General features: G+C 41.0%; 20 protein-coding genes. 1 reads left to right on the forward strand and 19 read right to left on the reverse strand.

Translation table 11 applies throughout. The features are described from left to right. Position 1: 1 nt before the first annotated feature. Genes bshB1 through NYE63_RS18025 form a run of 4 tightly spaced genes read right to left on the reverse strand, consistent with a single transcriptional unit; the run spans position 2 to position 2295 of the window. The gene (gene bshB1 / locus NYE63_RS18010) at positions 2–715 is read right to left on the reverse strand and encodes a bacillithiol biosynthesis deacetylase BshB1 (RefSeq protein WP_342602157.1); all 714 of its coding nucleotides are present in this window, start codon (positions 713–715) and stop codon (positions 2–4) included. Further along, positions 699–1124 carry a methylglyoxal synthase gene (locus NYE63_RS18015; protein ID WP_063233231.1) on the reverse strand — a complete coding sequence of 142 codons (426 nt, stop codon included), beginning with the start codon at positions 1122–1124 and terminating at the stop codon, positions 699–701. The genes bshB1 and NYE63_RS18015 overlap by 17 nt, the downstream gene beginning before the upstream one ends. 18 nt (positions 1125–1142) lie before the next feature. After that, positions 1143–1943: a 4-hydroxy-tetrahydrodipicolinate reductase gene (gene dapB, locus NYE63_RS18020; RefSeq protein ID WP_342602158.1), complete on the reverse strand. Its 801-nt coding sequence runs from the start codon at positions 1941–1943 to the stop codon at positions 1143–1145. After that, positions 1936–2295, reverse strand: coding sequence for a nucleotide pyrophosphohydrolase (locus NYE63_RS18025; RefSeq protein ID WP_207440388.1), 360 nt, complete (start codon positions 2293–2295; stop codon positions 1936–1938). Before NYE63_RS18025 ends, dapB begins: the two co-directional genes overlap by 8 nt. A gap of 167 nt (positions 2296–2462) precedes the next feature. On the opposite strand from NYE63_RS18025, the gene NYE63_RS18030 reads away from it, so the two are divergent. Continuing rightward, positions 2463–3335: a YitT family protein gene (locus NYE63_RS18030; RefSeq protein ID WP_063233229.1), complete on the forward strand. Its 873-nt coding sequence runs from the start codon at positions 2463–2465 to the stop codon at positions 3333–3335. 138 nt (positions 3336–3473) lie between these two features. On the opposite strand, the gene NYE63_RS18035 is transcribed toward NYE63_RS18030, so the two are convergent. The 15 genes from NYE63_RS18035 to aroC form a co-directional block, all read right to left on the reverse strand. Continuing rightward, positions 3474–4148, reverse strand: coding sequence for a zinc metallopeptidase (locus NYE63_RS18035; protein ID WP_342602159.1), 675 nt, complete (start codon positions 4146–4148; stop codon positions 3474–3476). An 85-nt stretch (positions 4149–4233) separates the two neighbouring features. Further along, positions 4234–5019, reverse strand: a complete 786-nt coding sequence (gene ypjB / locus NYE63_RS18040) for a sporulation protein YpjB (protein ID WP_063233227.1) — start codon at positions 5017–5019, stop codon at positions 4234–4236. A gap of 118 nt (positions 5020–5137) precedes the next feature. After that, positions 5138–5734, reverse strand: a complete 597-nt coding sequence (locus NYE63_RS18045) for a DUF1405 domain-containing protein (RefSeq protein WP_342602160.1) — start codon at positions 5732–5734, stop codon at positions 5138–5140. A gap of 176 nt (positions 5735–5910) precedes the next feature. Then, a complete protein-coding gene (locus tag NYE63_RS18050) occupies positions 5911–6678 on the reverse strand; it encodes a c-type cytochrome (RefSeq protein ID WP_342602161.1) in 768 nt (255 codons plus the stop codon). Positions 6679–6734: 56 nt separating this feature from the next. Continuing rightward, complete coding sequence (locus tag NYE63_RS18055) at positions 6735–7409, reverse strand: cytochrome b6 (RefSeq protein ID WP_034307974.1); 675 nt, start codon at positions 7407–7409, stop codon at positions 6735–6737. Positions 7410–7412: 3 nt separating this feature from the next. Further along, positions 7413–7919 carry a ubiquinol-cytochrome c reductase iron-sulfur subunit gene (locus NYE63_RS18060; protein WP_063233224.1) on the reverse strand — a complete coding sequence of 169 codons (507 nt, stop codon included), beginning with the start codon at positions 7917–7919 and terminating at the stop codon, positions 7413–7415. A gap of 160 nt (positions 7920–8079) precedes the next feature. Further along, on the reverse strand, positions 8080–8541 hold the full coding sequence (locus NYE63_RS18065) for a YpiF family protein (RefSeq protein WP_342602162.1): 462 nt from the start codon (positions 8539–8541) through the stop codon (positions 8080–8082). Positions 8542–8703: 162 nt separating this feature from the next. Continuing rightward, positions 8704–9255 (reverse strand): ReoY family proteolytic degradation factor, encoded by a 552-nt coding sequence (locus tag NYE63_RS18070; protein ID WP_063233222.1) that lies wholly within the window; start codon positions 9253–9255, stop codon positions 8704–8706. A 41-nt stretch (positions 9256–9296) separates the two neighbouring features. Beyond that, complete coding sequence (locus NYE63_RS18075; protein ID WP_342602163.1) at positions 9297–10568, reverse strand: tetratricopeptide repeat protein; 1272 nt, start codon at positions 10566–10568, stop codon at positions 9297–9299. A 367-nt stretch (positions 10569–10935) separates the two neighbouring features. Next, positions 10936–12222: a 3-phosphoshikimate 1-carboxyvinyltransferase gene (gene aroA / locus NYE63_RS18080; protein ID WP_342602164.1), complete on the reverse strand. Its 1287-nt coding sequence runs from the start codon at positions 12220–12222 to the stop codon at positions 10936–10938. Between the two features lie 23 nt (positions 12223–12245). Further along, the gene (locus NYE63_RS18085) at positions 12246–13349 is read right to left on the reverse strand and encodes a prephenate dehydrogenase (RefSeq protein WP_342602165.1); all 1104 of its coding nucleotides are present in this window, start codon (positions 13347–13349) and stop codon (positions 12246–12248) included. 47 nt (positions 13350–13396) lie between these two features. After that, entirely contained in the window at positions 13397–14509 is a 1113-nt protein-coding gene (gene hisC / locus NYE63_RS18090) for a histidinol-phosphate transaminase (protein WP_342602166.1), read from the reverse strand. A gap of 81 nt (positions 14510–14590) precedes the next feature. Next, positions 14591–14959 carry a chorismate mutase gene (gene aroH / locus NYE63_RS18095; RefSeq protein ID WP_342602167.1) on the reverse strand — a complete coding sequence of 123 codons (369 nt, stop codon included), beginning with the start codon at positions 14957–14959 and terminating at the stop codon, positions 14591–14593. Positions 14960–14983: 24 nt separating this feature from the next. Then, positions 14984–16063, reverse strand: coding sequence for a 3-dehydroquinate synthase (gene aroB, locus NYE63_RS18100; RefSeq protein WP_342602168.1), 1080 nt, complete (start codon positions 16061–16063; stop codon positions 14984–14986). A 3-nt stretch (positions 16064–16066) separates the two neighbouring features. Further along, positions 16067–17239 (reverse strand): chorismate synthase, encoded by a 1173-nt coding sequence (gene aroC / locus NYE63_RS18105; protein WP_283897137.1) that lies wholly within the window; start codon positions 17237–17239, stop codon positions 16067–16069. Positions 17240–17476: the final 237 nt, after the last annotated feature.

Genomic DNA, 17476 nt, shown 5'->3' on the forward strand with positions numbered 1-17476 from the left:
ATTATTTTTCTCCTAACAAGTCGGCATCGATCATAAGCGGTTTTTTTGTCATGAATCCCTCCGCATAGGAGACACCCACTTCTTTACCGAACATCCGCTCCCGGGCCTCGACAGTCTCGATATAGCCATTAACTAGCGGTGTTTCAACAGATACTTGACTTTTTTCGAATTGGCTGCCATATGCCCTAAGGCTATCCAGCTTTTTCGATATTGTCGAAGTGATGTCCACGACGAAGTCCGGTTTGTGAAACCCATTGATCATATAATAGTACATATTTTGGACACGATGAGAATCAAGGCCTTCTTCTTCCATATACTTTCTTACTCCTGCCGAAAAAACTGCTTCCTCGACTAATTTGGCACAGTTACCATGATCGGGATGGCGATCTTCAAAAAATGGTGCAAATACAAGGGCTGGTTTATATTGGCGAATGACGTTAATGATTTGATTTATGTATTCCGCTTTCATGTAAAGTCCCCGGTCGGGTAGATCAAGGGAAATCCTCTTCACCCCAAGGATTTCAGCAGCTTTATGCGCTTCCTCTTGCCGCAATGGAACGGTTCCATTGGATGACATTTCAGCTTTTGTCAAATCACAAATGACAATTTTCCTGCCTTGTTGCACATATTTAGCGATCGTGCCACCCATACCGATTTCAACATCATCCGCATGTGCGCCGAAAGCCAGAATATCTATGTTACTTTTGTTTATCATTTATCTCACCTTGTTTTTGCCGTAGTTTTAGCCAGTCCATATACCCATGTTTCAAACCTTGTATCAGCACTTCTGCCGTGCCCATATTTGTAGCCAATGGAATTTCATATACATCTGAAAGGCGTATAAGCGCCGATACATCAGGTTCATGTGGCTGTGATGTCAATGGATCCCGGAAAAATAGGACCATGTCCATTTCTCCGCGTGCAATCATTGCACCTATTTCCTGATCCCCTCCAAGAGGTCCTGAATGAAAACGATGGACGGGCAATGATACTTCTTCCATGATTCGTTTCCCGGTCGTACCTGTTGCAAATAATTCATGCTGTTCAAATACAGTTTTATAAGCTGTTACAAATTGAATGATATCTTCTTTTTTCTTATCATGGGCAATTAAGGCAATTCTCATCGTAAATCCTCCTGATCCCTATTCGATAATATTTTCCAGGCCGTATACAAGAACATCCAATTTCATGACGGTATCGACAGCAAGTTTGACACCTGACATGAAGGACGCTCGATTAAAGGAATCATGCCGAACCGTCAATAGCTCTCCATCACTTCCGAAAAGCACCTGTTGATGGGCAACCAGTCCCGGTAGCCTTACACTGTGGATATGCATGCCATCTATATTTGCACCTCTTGCCCCCTGGATGGTTTCTTTTTCATTAGGGTGCCCCTGTTGTTTTGTTTCACGTACCGCTGCAATCATGTCTGCCGTTTTGGAAGCAGTGCCAGAAGGAGCATCCAGTTTTTGATCATGGTGCATTTCTATGATTTCTACATCCGGAAAATACTTTGCGGCCATTTGGGAAAACTTCATCATCAGAATGGCTCCAATTGCAAAGTTTGGCGCGATGATGCAACCAATTCCCTTTTCCTTTGTTAATGAATCAAGCTTCGCTAAATCTTCCTTAGTAAAACCAGTTGTTCCCACTACAGGGCGGATGCCATGATTAAGTGCCGTTTCGGTATGGAACATTCCCACTTCTGGTGTGGTCAAATCGATCAATACGTCCGCCTCTATAGATGAAAAGCATTCATTTACATCCGAAAAAACTGGTGCTTCAATACCGTGAAAACCTTCTATTGCGGATAGGCTTTCCCCGTTATGCTTGCGATCTATGACAGCTGCCAATTCAAACCCTTCTGTCCTATGTACAAGCTTCACCGCTTCATTTCCCATTCTGCCACGTGGACCAGCTACAATCACTTTCACTTTACTCATCTTTACCTTCCTCCTCCATTTTCTCTTCTTTTCTTGTCCATCTATCTTTATCGCGGGTTGTAAACTTCTCCATGACCAAATCATGCGAGTTTTGAAGGTCTATCCCTAAAGAATTGGCAAAACAAATCAACACAAAAAGCATGTCCCCTAATTCCGCTTCAATCGTATTCTCTTCCTCTGTTGCCTTCTTAGGTTTTTCACCATGGTAATGATTGACTTCCCTAGCCAATTCCCCAAGTTCTTCAGACATGCGGGCGAGCATGGCCAGAGGGCTGAAATATCCTTCTTTAAATTGTCCTATGTATTGGTCGACTTCCGTTTGCATTTGTTGGATCGTCTTATGCTTTTCCATATAGTCACCCATTCTTGATTTTCGTTTTCAAACATCATACCTTCTCCATGTTAGCTAAAAGTGAAACAGATGACAACAGATACGTTCGCAAATTCAAATTGCCCATAGTTGGTTAATTAGTTATAATAAGTAAATTAATGATATGCAAACCTTTGGAGGTATGGGACATGCTTTTGGGCTTAAAATTGAAAAATATTATATTCATCCTTTTTGGGGCTGGAATCTTCGCCTTTGGCCTCGTGCATTTTAACATGCAGAACAACTTGGCAGAAGGCGGATTCACCGGTCTCACCTTGATTATATATCAACTTATCGGGATAAATCCTTCATATTCTAATTTGATTTTGAATATTCCTTTATTTTTAATAGGGTGGAAATATTTAGGGCGAACATCTTTCTTTTATACGATTATCGGAACGGTTGGCCTCTCCGTTTGGCTATGGGTTTTCGAGAGATACCAAATCGAAATCGATCTCGGAAACGACTTGATGCTGGTGGCATTGTTTGCCGGGGTCTCTGTTGGTGTCGGGCTGGGCATAATCTTTCGTTACGGCGGGACAACAGGCGGAGTGGATATCATCGCCCGTTTTGCCCATCGTTACTTAGGGATGGGCATGGGACGGACCATGTTCATCTTTGATGCCGTCGTCATTGGCCTTTCAATCCTTACCTACCTGGATTACCGGCAAGCGATGTATACCCTCGTTGCCGTATTTATAGGTGCTAGAGTAATTGACTTTATGCAAGAAGGAGCCTATGCTGCTAGAGGTGCAATGATCATTAGTGATAAAAACAAGGAAATTGCTGAAAAAATAATGAATGATATGGAGCGGGGCGTAACCGTATTAAGGGGATATGGGTCCTTTACACGCAATGACCGGGAAGTACTCTATTGTGTTGTTGGGAAAAATGAGTTAGTCCGCTTAAAAAATGCCATAACATCGGTGGACCCTCACGCATTCGTATCTGTAAGTGAAGTGCATGACGTATTGGGTGAGGGCTTTACCCTTGATGAAAACAAGAATCCCATTGAAAGGTAATCCAATGATTTGTGGCATACCGATGGAATGCAATCCTTATGAATGTTGCCCTGTCTAACTGAATTTTATTAGCAATGTGCAACAAATACTTTTAAAAATGAAAAAGGACCCCATCCTAAGATGGTGTCCTTTTTCAAATTAATCTTCTTCCCGCATTCCTGTATACATAAGCAGAAGACGAACCAATTCCAGTACGGCTACAAGAGCGGCAGCAACATAGGTCATTGCAGTAGCACTTAATACTTTTTTCGTTTCCCGTTCTTCATCATTCCGGATGACCCCAGCGGAAACGAGTTGATCCATCGCCCGAGAAGAGGCATTGAATTCAACCGGCAGTGTTATCACTTGGAACAATACTGCGGCTGCCATAAATACGATACCCGCCAATAGCAACCCAGGAATTGAAGCTAACATCCCGATTAAAATCAAAATCCAAGATATGTTAGAGCCAAAATTAGCTACCGGTACTAATGCATGGCGGAAACGCAAGAATGCATATGCTTCTTTATCTTGAATCGCATGTCCAACTTCATGGGCTGCAACCGCTACACCGGCAACTGAATGGCCGTGATAGTTTTCCGTTGATAAACGCACCGTTTTATCCCTTGGGTCATAATGGTCCGAAAGCATTCCAGGTGTCTCTTCAACTCTGACATTGAACAGTCCATTTTGATCCAAAATGGCCCGCGCCGTCTCAGCACCATTCATACCAGATGAGGCCGATACCTTTGAATATTTTTTATATGTGCTTTTCACTTTCATTTGTGCATAAATCGGGATTAAAATGATAATCGCCAAATAAATGAAATACATGGTATCCTCCTATTACTATTATTACTCTTAATTCTATGGATTGAAGGCAACCGTGTCAAATATAGTGTTCTCTTCCCCTGTCTTTTTAATCATTATGTTCTTTCCTTGGTTTTTCCCTATCACCTTTATATTTTCTCCAGCCTACATAAGAAAGCGTCATGATAATGATTGAGCCTGTCGATATGATGACCCACCAAAGGGAAGGATCTGCATCATCTTCCCCCATATCATCAAAAATTGAGGTTAGTTCGCTTTGCAACGCATCCAGTTCCTTTTGACTTTCTCCATCATTGATTACCTCCGGACGGTATTGGTTGATGTATTGAATCCTCGTGTCCAGTTGCTGCATCGTTTCTTTAGAAAGGTCGACTTTCAAGCTTGGATATATCATTTCATATTGTGATAGGAATAAGTTCAATTGGCTATTGAATGTAATTGTGTCTTGATTGATCGCGGCATTCTTTGTCTGCTGGAAGGAATTCATCATTTGATCCTCCATCTCTGTCCAAAGGGGCTGATGGGTAGACTTAACCGCATCAACAACAAGCCGGAACTTTGTAACAGAATTAACCTTTTCGGAATCTCCCTTGTTCATATCCTTTATTGTCATCAACGCTTCATTATGAGCTACAGTGATAATTCGAAGTTCGTCCATGTCAAGGATCTGCTCTTTCGCTGTCTCTTTTAAAAACCGGTCAGAAAAAAACGTCAGCATCTTTTCCGAATCTCCATATCGCTTCAACTTGGTCATTTCCAAGGCTCTATCGGAAATGTTATCTAATTGCTCCAAACTTGAAGAGGATTCTGCATAGACAGGGAAATGTAAGACGACAAATAAAACAGCAATGGTTAATATGAATTTTTTCAACATGCTACTCGTCCCTCCTCATATCTCTACTAAAACGATATGAAAGAAAAAACATGAGTAGACCTCGTTCAACATAAAAAAGTTAACCCTGCTTTTACAAAGCTTATGCAGGGTTAACTTTTTAATGGATGAAGGATAGGGTGATTCGCTTTTTTCTATATCCAAAGTACCAGCCGACAAAAATGGAAACTATGCTGAGCCAAAAAGTGAAATAACCTATCGAATTCATATATACCAATAAATCACGGTATACGGGCATCATTTCAAAAACATAATCGATGATGTCATTATGTATGGTCCAAATCCCTGCCACTATCAAATGCCAAGGTTTTATTCGATAAAATGGTGCATATAATACTCCTTGAATCGCCATTCCCAAATGAGAAGCCATTAACATATAACCTTCCCATGGCAATGAACCTGTTGTCACGAAGGTCATCAAATTCATTAAAACTGCCCATATGCCATATTTGAATAGTGTTATTATCGCCAATGCTTCCATAAGTCCGAAATTCCTTCTTAATAGGAACCCCAATAAAACAAATACAAAAAACAGGCTAGCTGTCGGGCTGTCCGGTACAAATGCCAAAAAAATCGCAGGAGTGTTTTCCAATTGACTACCGTACCAATAATATCCATAGGCAGTTCCGAATATATTTATTAATAATAACAAAACGAGCATTTGCCGATTTGCAAGCCAACTGTAGATAACATTCATTCTTTTACCCTCACTTACATTCTCATGTATACTCATTTTACAGGCCATCAACCAGAAAACCAAGTATTCATTTCAATTTCTTCTCATTAACACTTCAATTTACCAATAAAAAAGCCGACAACCGTGGTCGTCAGCTTCTTTTGCAGCATATGAAAGAAAATCTGTTGATGGCTATATTATTTTGTCGATAAACCTGATACAAATTCAGCTAATGTTGCCAATTCTTCATCTGTACCTTTGAACATGCCAGCTGGCATGGCGCCCTGGCCTTTGACTGCGATCTTAGAGATTTCTTCTGGCTTTAATCCAGTGTCAATTAAGCTTGGCGCTCCTGCTCCACCAGTTAATTCTGCTCCGTGACAGCTAATACAGCCATTAGAATCCATCAATTTATACCCATCGCTCTCTTTATCAATGTCTGCACCTTCCACGATTGCTCCTTGCTTCTTGGAAGCTTCCCAATCGTGATGGGCTGCGGACTCCCATGTTAAATAAAAAACGCCTGCCATTGCCAATAGCATGAAGCCTACAGCAAAAGGACGTTTCGCTGGGCTCCGCTCTGGACCACGATCTAGAAAAGGTGCCAAGAGCAATGCCCCGAAAGCCAAACCAGGTATTACCATGGACCCGATTGCATTATAAGGACCTGAAGCATAGGTATACTTAAGTAATTGGTAAAGGAATAGGAAATACCAGTCCGGCAGCGGAATATACCCTGTATCTGTTGGATCTGCTATCCTTTCCAATGGTGACGGATGTGCGACTGTCAGGCAAAGATAACCTACAAGAAATACAGCTCCTACCATCCATTCTTTTAAAAGGAAATTAGGCCAAAATGCTTCAGTTTTCCCAGGATATTCTGAATAATCTTTCGGAATATTCGGTTTACGGTCCGCGGAGATACGCGAGTCACCTACGAATTTCATACCTTTCCCACGATGCATTGAACAATTCCCCTCCTTTATGAAAAGGTTTTTTTGGTTTTTGGTTCACCATTCTTTTATAGCGGACCTGAAATACCTTGTTTTCGGATCATCAGGAAATGAGCCGCTAGTAAAGCAAATAAAGCTGCTGGCAGGAAGAATACATGAATTGCAAAGAATCGTGTCAATGTCTGTGCTCCAACGATGGTTGGATCTCCTGCTATCAATGTCTTGAGTGCTGGTCCCATTAACGGTACCGATTCGACAATTGTCAAAGTAACTTTGGTTGCGAATAGCGCTTTCATATCCCATGGCAATAAATAACCAGTCAAGCCTAATGCCAGCATGATGAAGAAAATCAATACGCCGACCATCCAGTTCAATTCACGCGGTTTTTTATAAGCTCCCTGGAAGAAGACACGAAGAGTATGTAAAAACATCATAACGATAACTAGACTTGCTCCCCAGTGATGCATACCACGGACAATTTGACCGAAGGCAACTTCATTTTGCAAATAATAAACAGATTCCCAAGCGTTTTTAATGTCCGGGACATAGTACATCGTCAAGAACATGCCTGACAAGATTTGGATGACCGTAATAAAGAAAGTTAACCCACCAAAACAATATACGAATGCAGAAAAATGATGTGCGGGGTTAACATGTTCAGGAACCTCATGGTCAGCAATATCCCGCCATAACGGCGTAATATCTAAACGCTCGTCCACCCAGTCATATAACTTTGTTAGCAATGTTTACGCCTCCCCGTGCGGTTTTAGTTGACCCAAATAAAGTATTCCATCTTTTTCTTTCGTGTCAAAGACATCCAATGGTGAAACTGGCGGTGTCCCTTTGACATTCATCCCATCTTTCGTATACCTGCCATAATGGCAAGGACAGAAAAATTGATTCGGATTAGTCTTATCCGTATTCCAACCTACCGTACAGCCTAAATGCTTACAGATTGGAGATAAAGCAACGATATTACCATCATCCGTTTTGTAAACCCAAGCTGTATTTGTTTCTTCAGACTCATACCACCCATCGACCTGTTTAAAACTAAAGTCAACACGGGTTGGTTCGGTAGTCAGTTCACTTACCTTCTGTTTAGTTGCAACGTAGTCCCCGCCTTTATCTGCTGATAATACAGGATCAATTGCAAACCTAACCATAGGCATCAACATACCGGCCGCCATAAATCCACCAACGCCAGTAAGTGTGTAATTAAGGAATTGACGTCGTGAAACATTATGCTTGCTCATGCGTTTTCCCCCCCTCTATTACTATACTGAGAGCCCAAAGGACCAATTAATAGCGACACTATAAAACTAGGACATTTCCATGATATCTCAATAATTTACCAAGGTCAATATTTGTAAAACCCAAAAGGTGGCAACTATGTGTCAAATAATGAGAAAAATCCTACTTTTTTTCATTATTCCAATTATAAGAGAAAATATCAAGGATTTGGAGAACTTGCTGGTTAATCATTTCCTTTGCTTGTTCAATTTCAAGCCCCTCCAAGGGGATGGCAGGAATCCATACTAAATTATTTTCCAATACCCGCTCTTCCTTTTTCCACTCAAAATCCGATGTTAGAAAAAAAACATGCTCGAAATCATTTTCTTTCAATTCATTGGCCCAACGCTTTAACCGCTCAACTTTATCCATTTCACCACTCAAATAATGAAATGTTGGCAATAAAAGAATTCTTCCTTTCATCTGCTTTTCAATTTCCAAACTTAAAATGGTAAGAAATTCATTCATTGAGCCCGTTTGCTTCATTTGCCCTTTAAAAGATAGGGGAACCAAAGGAATCAAAACGGTATCCACATACTCTTTTGATTGCATATACATGTCAAGATCTTTTGCTGTCCACTTCATGTTTTTTCTTCACTCCCGATTTTTCAAATCAACTCCTTATCATTTTACCATTATTTTTATAACATCTTTACCATATACCCATAGTCTTTACAAAAATGTGGATTTTATCAATGTTTTATAAAAAATAAAAACCTTTCCTGATTACGGAAAGGTCAATTTATTTTATCCAAGTACTTTTAATTGATTCAATTGTTCGGTTAAGTTCTTAAATGCTTGCTCATCATGCTTATCAAGTGCTTCATCGATCTCCTTAAGCAGACGGTCCCTTTGAAAATACAACATGCTTCTTTCTAAAAATTGTTCAGCCAGCAGCTGATCTTTTTCATTTGATGCCGTTGATTTCGGCATGAAGGGATTGTGCTCGAGTACCGCTGCATATTGATAGGAAGAGTATGACGATTTAAAATTGAGCTGAATATATATGTCTTCATCCCTATTTAAACGGATATCATGAAAAGATTTCTCTGCATCGGTCGTCATGATATTGGACTTATAAAACCTGAAAGGGACTTCATCCACACAATGTGTCGACATAATCAGTCCACGTGGGCAATATTGTGCATTTTCTACAAAATGAACCTTTTTCATTAGTTGGTCATGACTCATTAAGTAATTCAATATCCACACGCATTCTCTTCGTTTCAGTTGATAATGATTTAAAAACCACCGAATAAAATCCTTCTTCTCATTCACAGAAACAGGGGCAGCCACCATGAATTCCCTCCTCTGTCTTGATTTAGTTTTGTTTCGCTTATCTACATTTGATCTGTACTTTCACCTAGCCGCTCCAAAATCATCGCATACTCATCATTCGCCGGGTTCATCTCAAGCAGCTTATTAAATACTTCTCTAGATGTGGCTCTGTCTCCTTCTTCAATTAAAAAGAAACCATAATCTTCAAGGAAATCTTGATTGTTCTTGAATGAATTATATGCTTTATGATAGCTGGTTAATGACTCTTTAAATTGTTCAGTATGCTGATAGGATACAGCAGCTATCCATTCAAACTGCGGATCATCTTCTCCATATCGCCTAACTTCACCAATACACTCCAAAACATCTTCATACCTTTCGTGGTGCATATACAATTTCAAGAGCGTAAGTGCAGCTTCCAGGTATCCCGGATCAATGGCAAGTGCTTCTTTAAATAGATTTTCCGCCTCTTCTTCATGCCCGCTTTTCAAGGCTATTTTTCCGCCGAAGAAGTAAAGTTCCTTATTGAATTCATCAGCCTTGATTCCTTCTCTGACCGTTTTCAAGGCATTTTCCAGATCTTCAAGATGCTCATAACTCTTTGCCAGGTACAAATATAAAGAATGGTATTCATGATCTAATTCTTTCAGTTCAATAAACTTTCGTACGGCTGTCTCATAAAGACCTGCCTGAAAAGCTGTAAATGCATATTCAAATAGGGTATTGATTTCAAGTCCATCATTTAAGGCCTTTTCAAAGTGCGGAAGGGCCTCCTCGAACTTCCCCGAACTGCTTAATGCTTCAGCAAGCCTCTGATTGACATTAACACCAGCGATCTCTTGTTCCTGTTCCAAAACCTTTATGTAATTTGCAATGGCTTCCTGATCCCTTCCTTGATGAAAGAACAGTTCAGCTAGTGCAAAATCAATGATGATCTCATCTGGAAGCATTTCCTTGGCCTGCAGTAATTTCCGTTCGCTGACCTCATCCATCCCCTGTAATTGATAAAGGTCCGCTTCCAAAAGCAAAGCACTTGGATATACTTCATCATCTGCACTTACTTTTTCAAGCATCAGCATCGCTTCATCTTCCTGGTCCATGTCAATCAGGATCTCCGCCAACGAAACAATCAATTCTCCTTCATCGGGATAGAGTTGCAGCAGATGTTCAAAAAGATCCTTTGCCTCCTCCGCAAAACCAAGCTGGAGCATTTCTTCGGCCAGCAGCAATATGTCCTCTGCTGACTCTGATGATTTAATTCGATTTATATGTTTAAGAGCTTCTGTTAATTCCCCTTTTTTTAAATGCTGTATAACTTGTTCCACTGTGTTCATTGTTGAATCCCCTTTTGCATGATAGACTTGGTCCCTAGTCATACACACTCACGCCATAATGTAACATACCCTGCCAATAAGAACAAAATACCCATGTAATCGCGAGATGCATAGTAAACAGTATTCATTAGTTTACCATACTGTAGCCCTGTATTCCATTGATGAAGTCCCCTCCCATTCTCATTAAAAAAAGGTTACTAGTTAATTCTCCACGCTACGGTAAATCTCCTTTTTGATCATGAACGCCTTTTTCATTATTTTCATGATTAATACAGGTTCAAAAAGCCAGAATGTTAGCGCTTTCAACACTTTCAAGCATTTAAAAAAAGTTTACAGACCAAATAAGGTATGTAAACTTTTTTTATATTTACTTTATCAATTGCGTCAAATGCCCAAAAAATTGTGGATATGATACATCTATGGCATCAGGATCAGCAAGTTCCACTTCACCATCCGTTATCAAAGCCGCTACAGCAAGCATCATCCCGATACGATGATCTCCGTGGCTTGTAACCATACCTCCATTCAGGGATTTACGTCCTTTGATGATCAATCCGTCTGCTGTCGGGGTTATATCCGCGCCCAGGATGGAAAGCTCATTTGCAACAGTATCAATTCGATTCGTCTCTTTCACTTTAAGTTCTGCTGCATCCTTGATCGTCGTTATCCCTTCAGCCTGTGTTGCCAGAAGTGCTATTACCGGTATTTCATCGATGAGACGGGGAATTAAATCACCGCTGATGGTCGTTCCTTTTAGTCGGGAGCTTCTGACAGTTATGTCTCCTGCAGGTTCACCCTCGCTAGTCTTCTTCTCTATCGTAATATCCGCCCCCATCGATTTCATGACTTCGATGATTCCAGTCCTTGTCGAATTAAGGCCCACATTCTTTAACACCACTTCACTATTTTCCGTAATCGCTGCAGCTACCATGAAGAAGGCCGCTGAAGAAATATCACCCGGCACATGGATGTTGGTCCCTTTGAAGACTTGATTTCCGCTTACTTTAATCGTTTGACCGTCCTTTTCGATTTTGCCGCCAAACTCTTGGATCATTCGTTCTGTATGATCACGGGTCTCTTCCGGTTCGATAATGATCGTTTCACCTTCTGCCTGTAAACCAGCCAAGATTATCGCTGATTTTACCTGCGCACTTGCCACAGGCAATTCATAGCGAAAACCTTGTAATTTGCCTCCTCTTATGAAGAGCGGGGTGTATTCGGCTCCTTTTCGGCCATCAATGATCGCTCCCATCTGGCGAAGAGGGTTGACTACCCGGGTCATTGGACGTTTGGCTATCGATTCATCACCCGCCAAAACAGCAGAAAATTCTTGCCCTGCCAAAATGCCCATCATTAACCTGATTGTGGTACCAGAATTTCCGACATCCAGCACTGATTCTGGTTCCGTTAATCCTTTAAAACCTTTGCCTACAATTTTGACGTGCTGGCCATCTTGTTCAATATGGACTCCAAGCTGCTTAAAACAGGAAATCGTACTTAAACAATCCGCTCCTGGAAGAAAATTAGTGACTGTCGTTTCCCCCTCAGCAAGGGCTCCGAACATTATCGAACGATGGGAGATCGACTTATCTCCAGGTATGGCAATCGAACCACGTAATGTTTGGATGTTCGTTTGTAATTTTTTTGTATTCATAAAACCATCCTCCCCTATTAATATTATGCCAGGATCGTTTCATAATCTGTATGTCTTGAAATACACTCCGCAGCTTTAATGCGATCAACATCCGTTTGGAAGCTGATGACCAGCACACCGTATATCTCTTCCCTGGTTTCAATGATCCTTATGTTTGTAATGCTGATACCTTCTTGTGCCAAATATCCCGTAATCTCAGAAATTATTCCGGCATAATCCGGTATATCGATATATAAATCATAAAATGCTGGTATGGCGCCTTTCGCAGATGTTGGCAAATCATCCCTAAAAATCTTGGCATCGGTAAAGAATCGAAGGATTTCTTCACTATCTTCATTCGCGACCAAACCTTTTATATGCTCCATTTCATTCAGCCAATCATTCATTAATTCAAGTAGCACATCCCGGTTATGTAACAAAATGTCACGCCACATTTCCGGACTGCTTGAAGCAATTCTTGTAATATCTCGAAATCCACCAGCTGCAAGCCTTGAAATCAACTTATTTTCCTTACTGTAATTTTCTGCCTGCTTAACAAGCCCCGATGCGACAATATGCGGAAAATGACTAATGACCCCAGTCAGCTTATCATGTGTGGCAGGACTCACAACCAGAAAGTTCGCTCTTGTCCCTTGCAGCCACCCTTTCAGCTGCTCAACTTTTTCTTCTTCGATGGAATCTCCGGGAGTAAGCAAATAAAATGCATGTTCGAATAAATGCAATTTGGCTGCCGCAGCGCCGCTTTTATGGGAACCAGCCATAGGGTGCCCCCCGATGAAGGCCACCCCTTTATCTATCAATGGTTTTGCTGCCTTAACGACTGTATCCTTCGTACTTCCTGCATCCGATATGAGTACATCACTTTTTAAATTCATATCAGCCAATTGAGCTAAAATCTTCACGGTTTCATTGACAGGCACAGCAAGTAGAATCAAATCAGCTTCACATGCTCCCGCTTCCAAAGATGATACAGAATCATCAATGATCCCTAATAGCATCGATAGTTGAATATTCTTTTCACTTAGGTCCGTACCAACAATCACTGCTTCGGGATGCGCATGGCGTACAGCCATGGCCAGTGAACCGCCAATTAGACCTAGACCTATTACAAAAACCTTACCCTTCACTCTTCTCTCCCCCGCATCTTTTATGCTCCTCTAGGTTTGATGAAACGTTAAAGCAGCGAATCAGAAGGTGCCTCAACTTCATTCAAAAAAGTTTTAATAGCATTAATCATTCCTTCATTTTCTTCCGTAGAACCAATCGTTACCCTTAGGCTGTTAGGAAAACCGAAAGATTTCCCCGACCTTGCGATATACCCGCGCTCAAGCAAATATTGAAACACCACATCTGCATCCTGTTTAAAATGGATAAAGATGAAATTACCTTGTGACGGGTAATAAGCTAAATTTTCCTTTTTGCAAAATTCATAGTACCGATTGAGCCCTTTTTGATTTTCTTCCTTGCATTTTTCAATGAAGGCTTGATCTTCCAAAGCGACGATAGCAATATTCTGTGCGAATGTGTTGACATTGAATGGTTCCCGGGAAGGATCTAGTTTCTGAATAATATCCTCATCCGCCAAACCGTACCCAACCCTAAAACTCGCAAGTCCATAAATTTTTGAGAATGTCCGGAGTATGATCAAATTTTTATATTTATTAATCCATTGATTCGTTCTCGGGTAATCCTCAGCCGTTGCATATTCACAATAAGCTTCATCCAAAACGATAAGAACATCTTCCGGCACTTTTTCGATGAACGATAATAAGTCCTGTTCCGAAATGTATTTACCTGTTGGATTATTTGGTGTACAAAGCCAGACAACCGCTGTTTTATCATCTATTACTTTAAGCATTCCTTCTAGATCATGAGCACCGTCAATATGAGGAACTTCCCTGATTTCCGCACCTTCCAGCGTGGCATTATGGCGATACTGCGAAAAAGTGCCTGTTGCCATGACCGTATTCTTTCCAGCTCCCAATAGACTCCTGGAGATGATTTGAATGTTCTCATCAGATCCATTTCCAAAAATAAGCTGAGTTTCTTTCACACCAGTATGTTTTGCAACAGCTTCCCTAAGCATCGTTGCATATCCATCCGGATAGATGGCAAACGAATGGGTAGAATTCCTAACCGACTCCTTGACCTTTTCCGAACAGCCAAAAGGATTTTCATTTGATGCTAATTTCGTGATTTTTTCTAACCCGTATAATTTTTTCACTTCATCAGTGGATTTTCCCGGTTGATAAGACTTCAAGGAAAGGACCGCTTCATTCCATTTCATGTCAATCACCTCTATTTTTTTATCACTTTAAAGTAAGAAAGTGTGAGAATAGTATATCATATTCATAGCTTTATAATCATCTTATATCTGCTTTGTCAAATCTGGCCGTAATACCGTAGCCCCTGCCTGGTATACATGATGTATCTCTTGTTGAGATTTCGTCGTATTTACGTGGATCATGACCCGGATGCAAAATGGCAAGGAATTGCTCACCGGTATTTCTTTCATGCATGTAACCGGTACATAAGTCCAGCCTTCGAATTTCCTCAAGGCTTTGGCAGGGAAGACAGAACGTATCTCTTCCGTAGCAGAAAAAAATACAGAAGCTACCATATCGGGATCAATCTCGTTGACCTGAATGATCTCTGACATCAACTTTTCGACAGCTGAAATCACTTCCATTTCTGTGTCTCTCTCTACTGTAGTGGCACCCCTTATTCCTCTTATCACACATAGTCCCCCTTCTTCAGAACTCTATATCATATCCGCCATTTCCTCTATCAGCTCAGAGTCGGCTATATCCATTAATAGCGGTGACCCCACTTCGTTTAACAGAACAAAGGTAGCTGCATCATTGACCGATTTTTTGTCTGTTTTCATTAAATCAAGTAGCATTGCATGTTCAAGTCGGGTTGGAATGGTTATTTGATAACCTAAAGAAGAAACCCAGTCAATAAACTCATCTAGTTTAAAATCGAGATCCACTTTCTTTCTGCTTAATTTAAGAGCATATACCATCCCGATTAAAATGGATTCCCCATGCGTAAAGTTTCCGTATCCCATTGAACTTTCCACTGCATGTCCAAGCGTATGACCAAAATTCAAAAAAGCACGAATGCCATTTTCCTTTTCATCCTCTTCGACAATTTTAGCTTTAATGCCAATTCCTTTTGTAATCATTGTCAGGAATTGCTCATCCGTTATATCATTCAAATCAACAATATTCGACTTTAACCATAGATAAAACTCATTATCTGCTATCAAGGAATGTTTAATGACTTCCGCAAAACCTGACCTTAATTCTTTAAGAGGCAGAGTTTTAAGAAATTCAAGATCATAAATGACTGCTTCAGGCTGATGAAAGGCCCCAATCATATTTTTCCCTAGCGGGTGATTGATGGCAACCTTGCCGCCCACTGCACTATCGTGGGCGAGCAAAGTCGTCGGAACCTGTATAAATGGAATCCCTCTCATAAAAGTGGCCGCAACGAATCCAGCCAAGTCACCGACTGCACCACCGCCAAGGGCGATAATCAATGACTTGCGATTAATCTGTTGGGATAAGCAGAAGCTTTGGCATTCATAAAACACATCGAAAGTTTTAGCATGCTCCCCTTTTGGCACTACATGATGCAGGACCGGTTTTCCCGTCTTGATCAGGGCGTTTTTCACAGTCTCCAAATGGAGTGCCGCCACTTTCTCATCAGTTATGATCAGAATCTTGTTTAGATGATTTAATTCATGTGTTATTAATTCTGGCAATTCATTTATTGCCTTCTTGCCAATTAAAACCGGATATTGCTTGGAAGCCGTTTTTATTTGGATGGATTCCATGATTTAAAACCCCTTTACTTCTTCCCGATATGATCTCATGTATTCTGCTAATTGCTCATACCGATCTGAAGGGAATTGATCAACGATGGCAGCCGCCAGCTCCCATGCCACGACCGCTTCAGCAACTACTGCTGCTGCAGGAACCGCACAACTATCGGAACGTTCGACACTTGCTTCAAACACTTCCTTCGTATCAATATCAACACTTTTCAAAGGTTTATATAAAGTCGGTATCGGCTTCATCACACCGCGTACAACTATCGGCATTCCAGTTGTCATACCGCCTTCAAAACCGCCAAGGCGATTGGTTTTCCGGTAATAACCTTGATCTTCGTCCCATGCGATTTCATCATGGACATCACTGCCGAATAGATGGGCCGCTTCAAAGCCAAGACCTATTTCCACACCTTTAAATGCATTGATGCTCATTATCGCTGCGGCTAGTTTTGCATCAAGCTTACGGTCATAATGCACATAACTTCCCACACCCACCGGCATTCCTTCTACAATGACTTCAACGATTCCGCCGATGGAATCTCCTTTTTGTTTCGCTTCATCAATTGCATCCTTCATCTGCTGCTCTACGTTTTTGTCAAAACATCTAACAGAAGATTCTTCTGTTACTTGTTGCAATTGCTGAATCGTTTCGTATTTTGGCGGTTCTGCCTTCACTCCGCCAATTTCCAAAACATGTGATGCCACTTCTATCCCCAATAAAGACAATAGCTTTTTAGCGACAGCACCTGCTGCCACCCTTACTGTCGTTTCACGGGCTGAAGAGCGTTCCAGAACATTTCTCAAATCGCGGTGCCCATATTTAATCCCACCGTTCAAGTCGGCATGACCAGGACGAGGCCGGGTGATTTTACGTTTAATTTCCTCAGCTTCCTCTTCTGAAAGCCCTTCACTTCCCATAATCTTAGTCCAATGCTTCCAGTCATCGTTCTCAACCACCAAAGCAACCGGTGAACCGAGTGTGTAGCCATGTCTGATTCCCGAAGAAATAAAAGCCTGATCTTTCTCGATCTGCATCCTTCTTCCACGTCCATGCCCTTTTTGCCGGCGTCCTAATTCTTGATTAATATCCTCATTCGAAATCGGCATTCCTGCCGGTAATCCTTCAATGATAGTAGTCAGTTGCGGACCATGTGATTCTCCCGCTGTTAAATATCTCATCTTCCAGCCCCCTTTTAGCACTTTAAAGTGTATATGTATCAATATACCACAATTTTATGAAATGTGGGTATATGTAAAACGTAAAAACCATATTGTTTGAATTTAATCACTTTTCATTCAATTTTACAAGTACTTAAACATTTTCGATATAGTTTAATCTTTCAAATTGAAGTTCTACTGTATTTGCTATTTACACGTCAAACGAAAAGGGACTGAATGCTCATGTGCAGAATCAGT

Origin of the sequence: Peribacillus sp. FSL E2-0159 (assembly GCF_038643155.1) — a bacterium.
Lineage (GTDB): Bacteria > Bacillota > Bacilli > Bacillales > DSM-1321 > Peribacillus > Peribacillus simplex.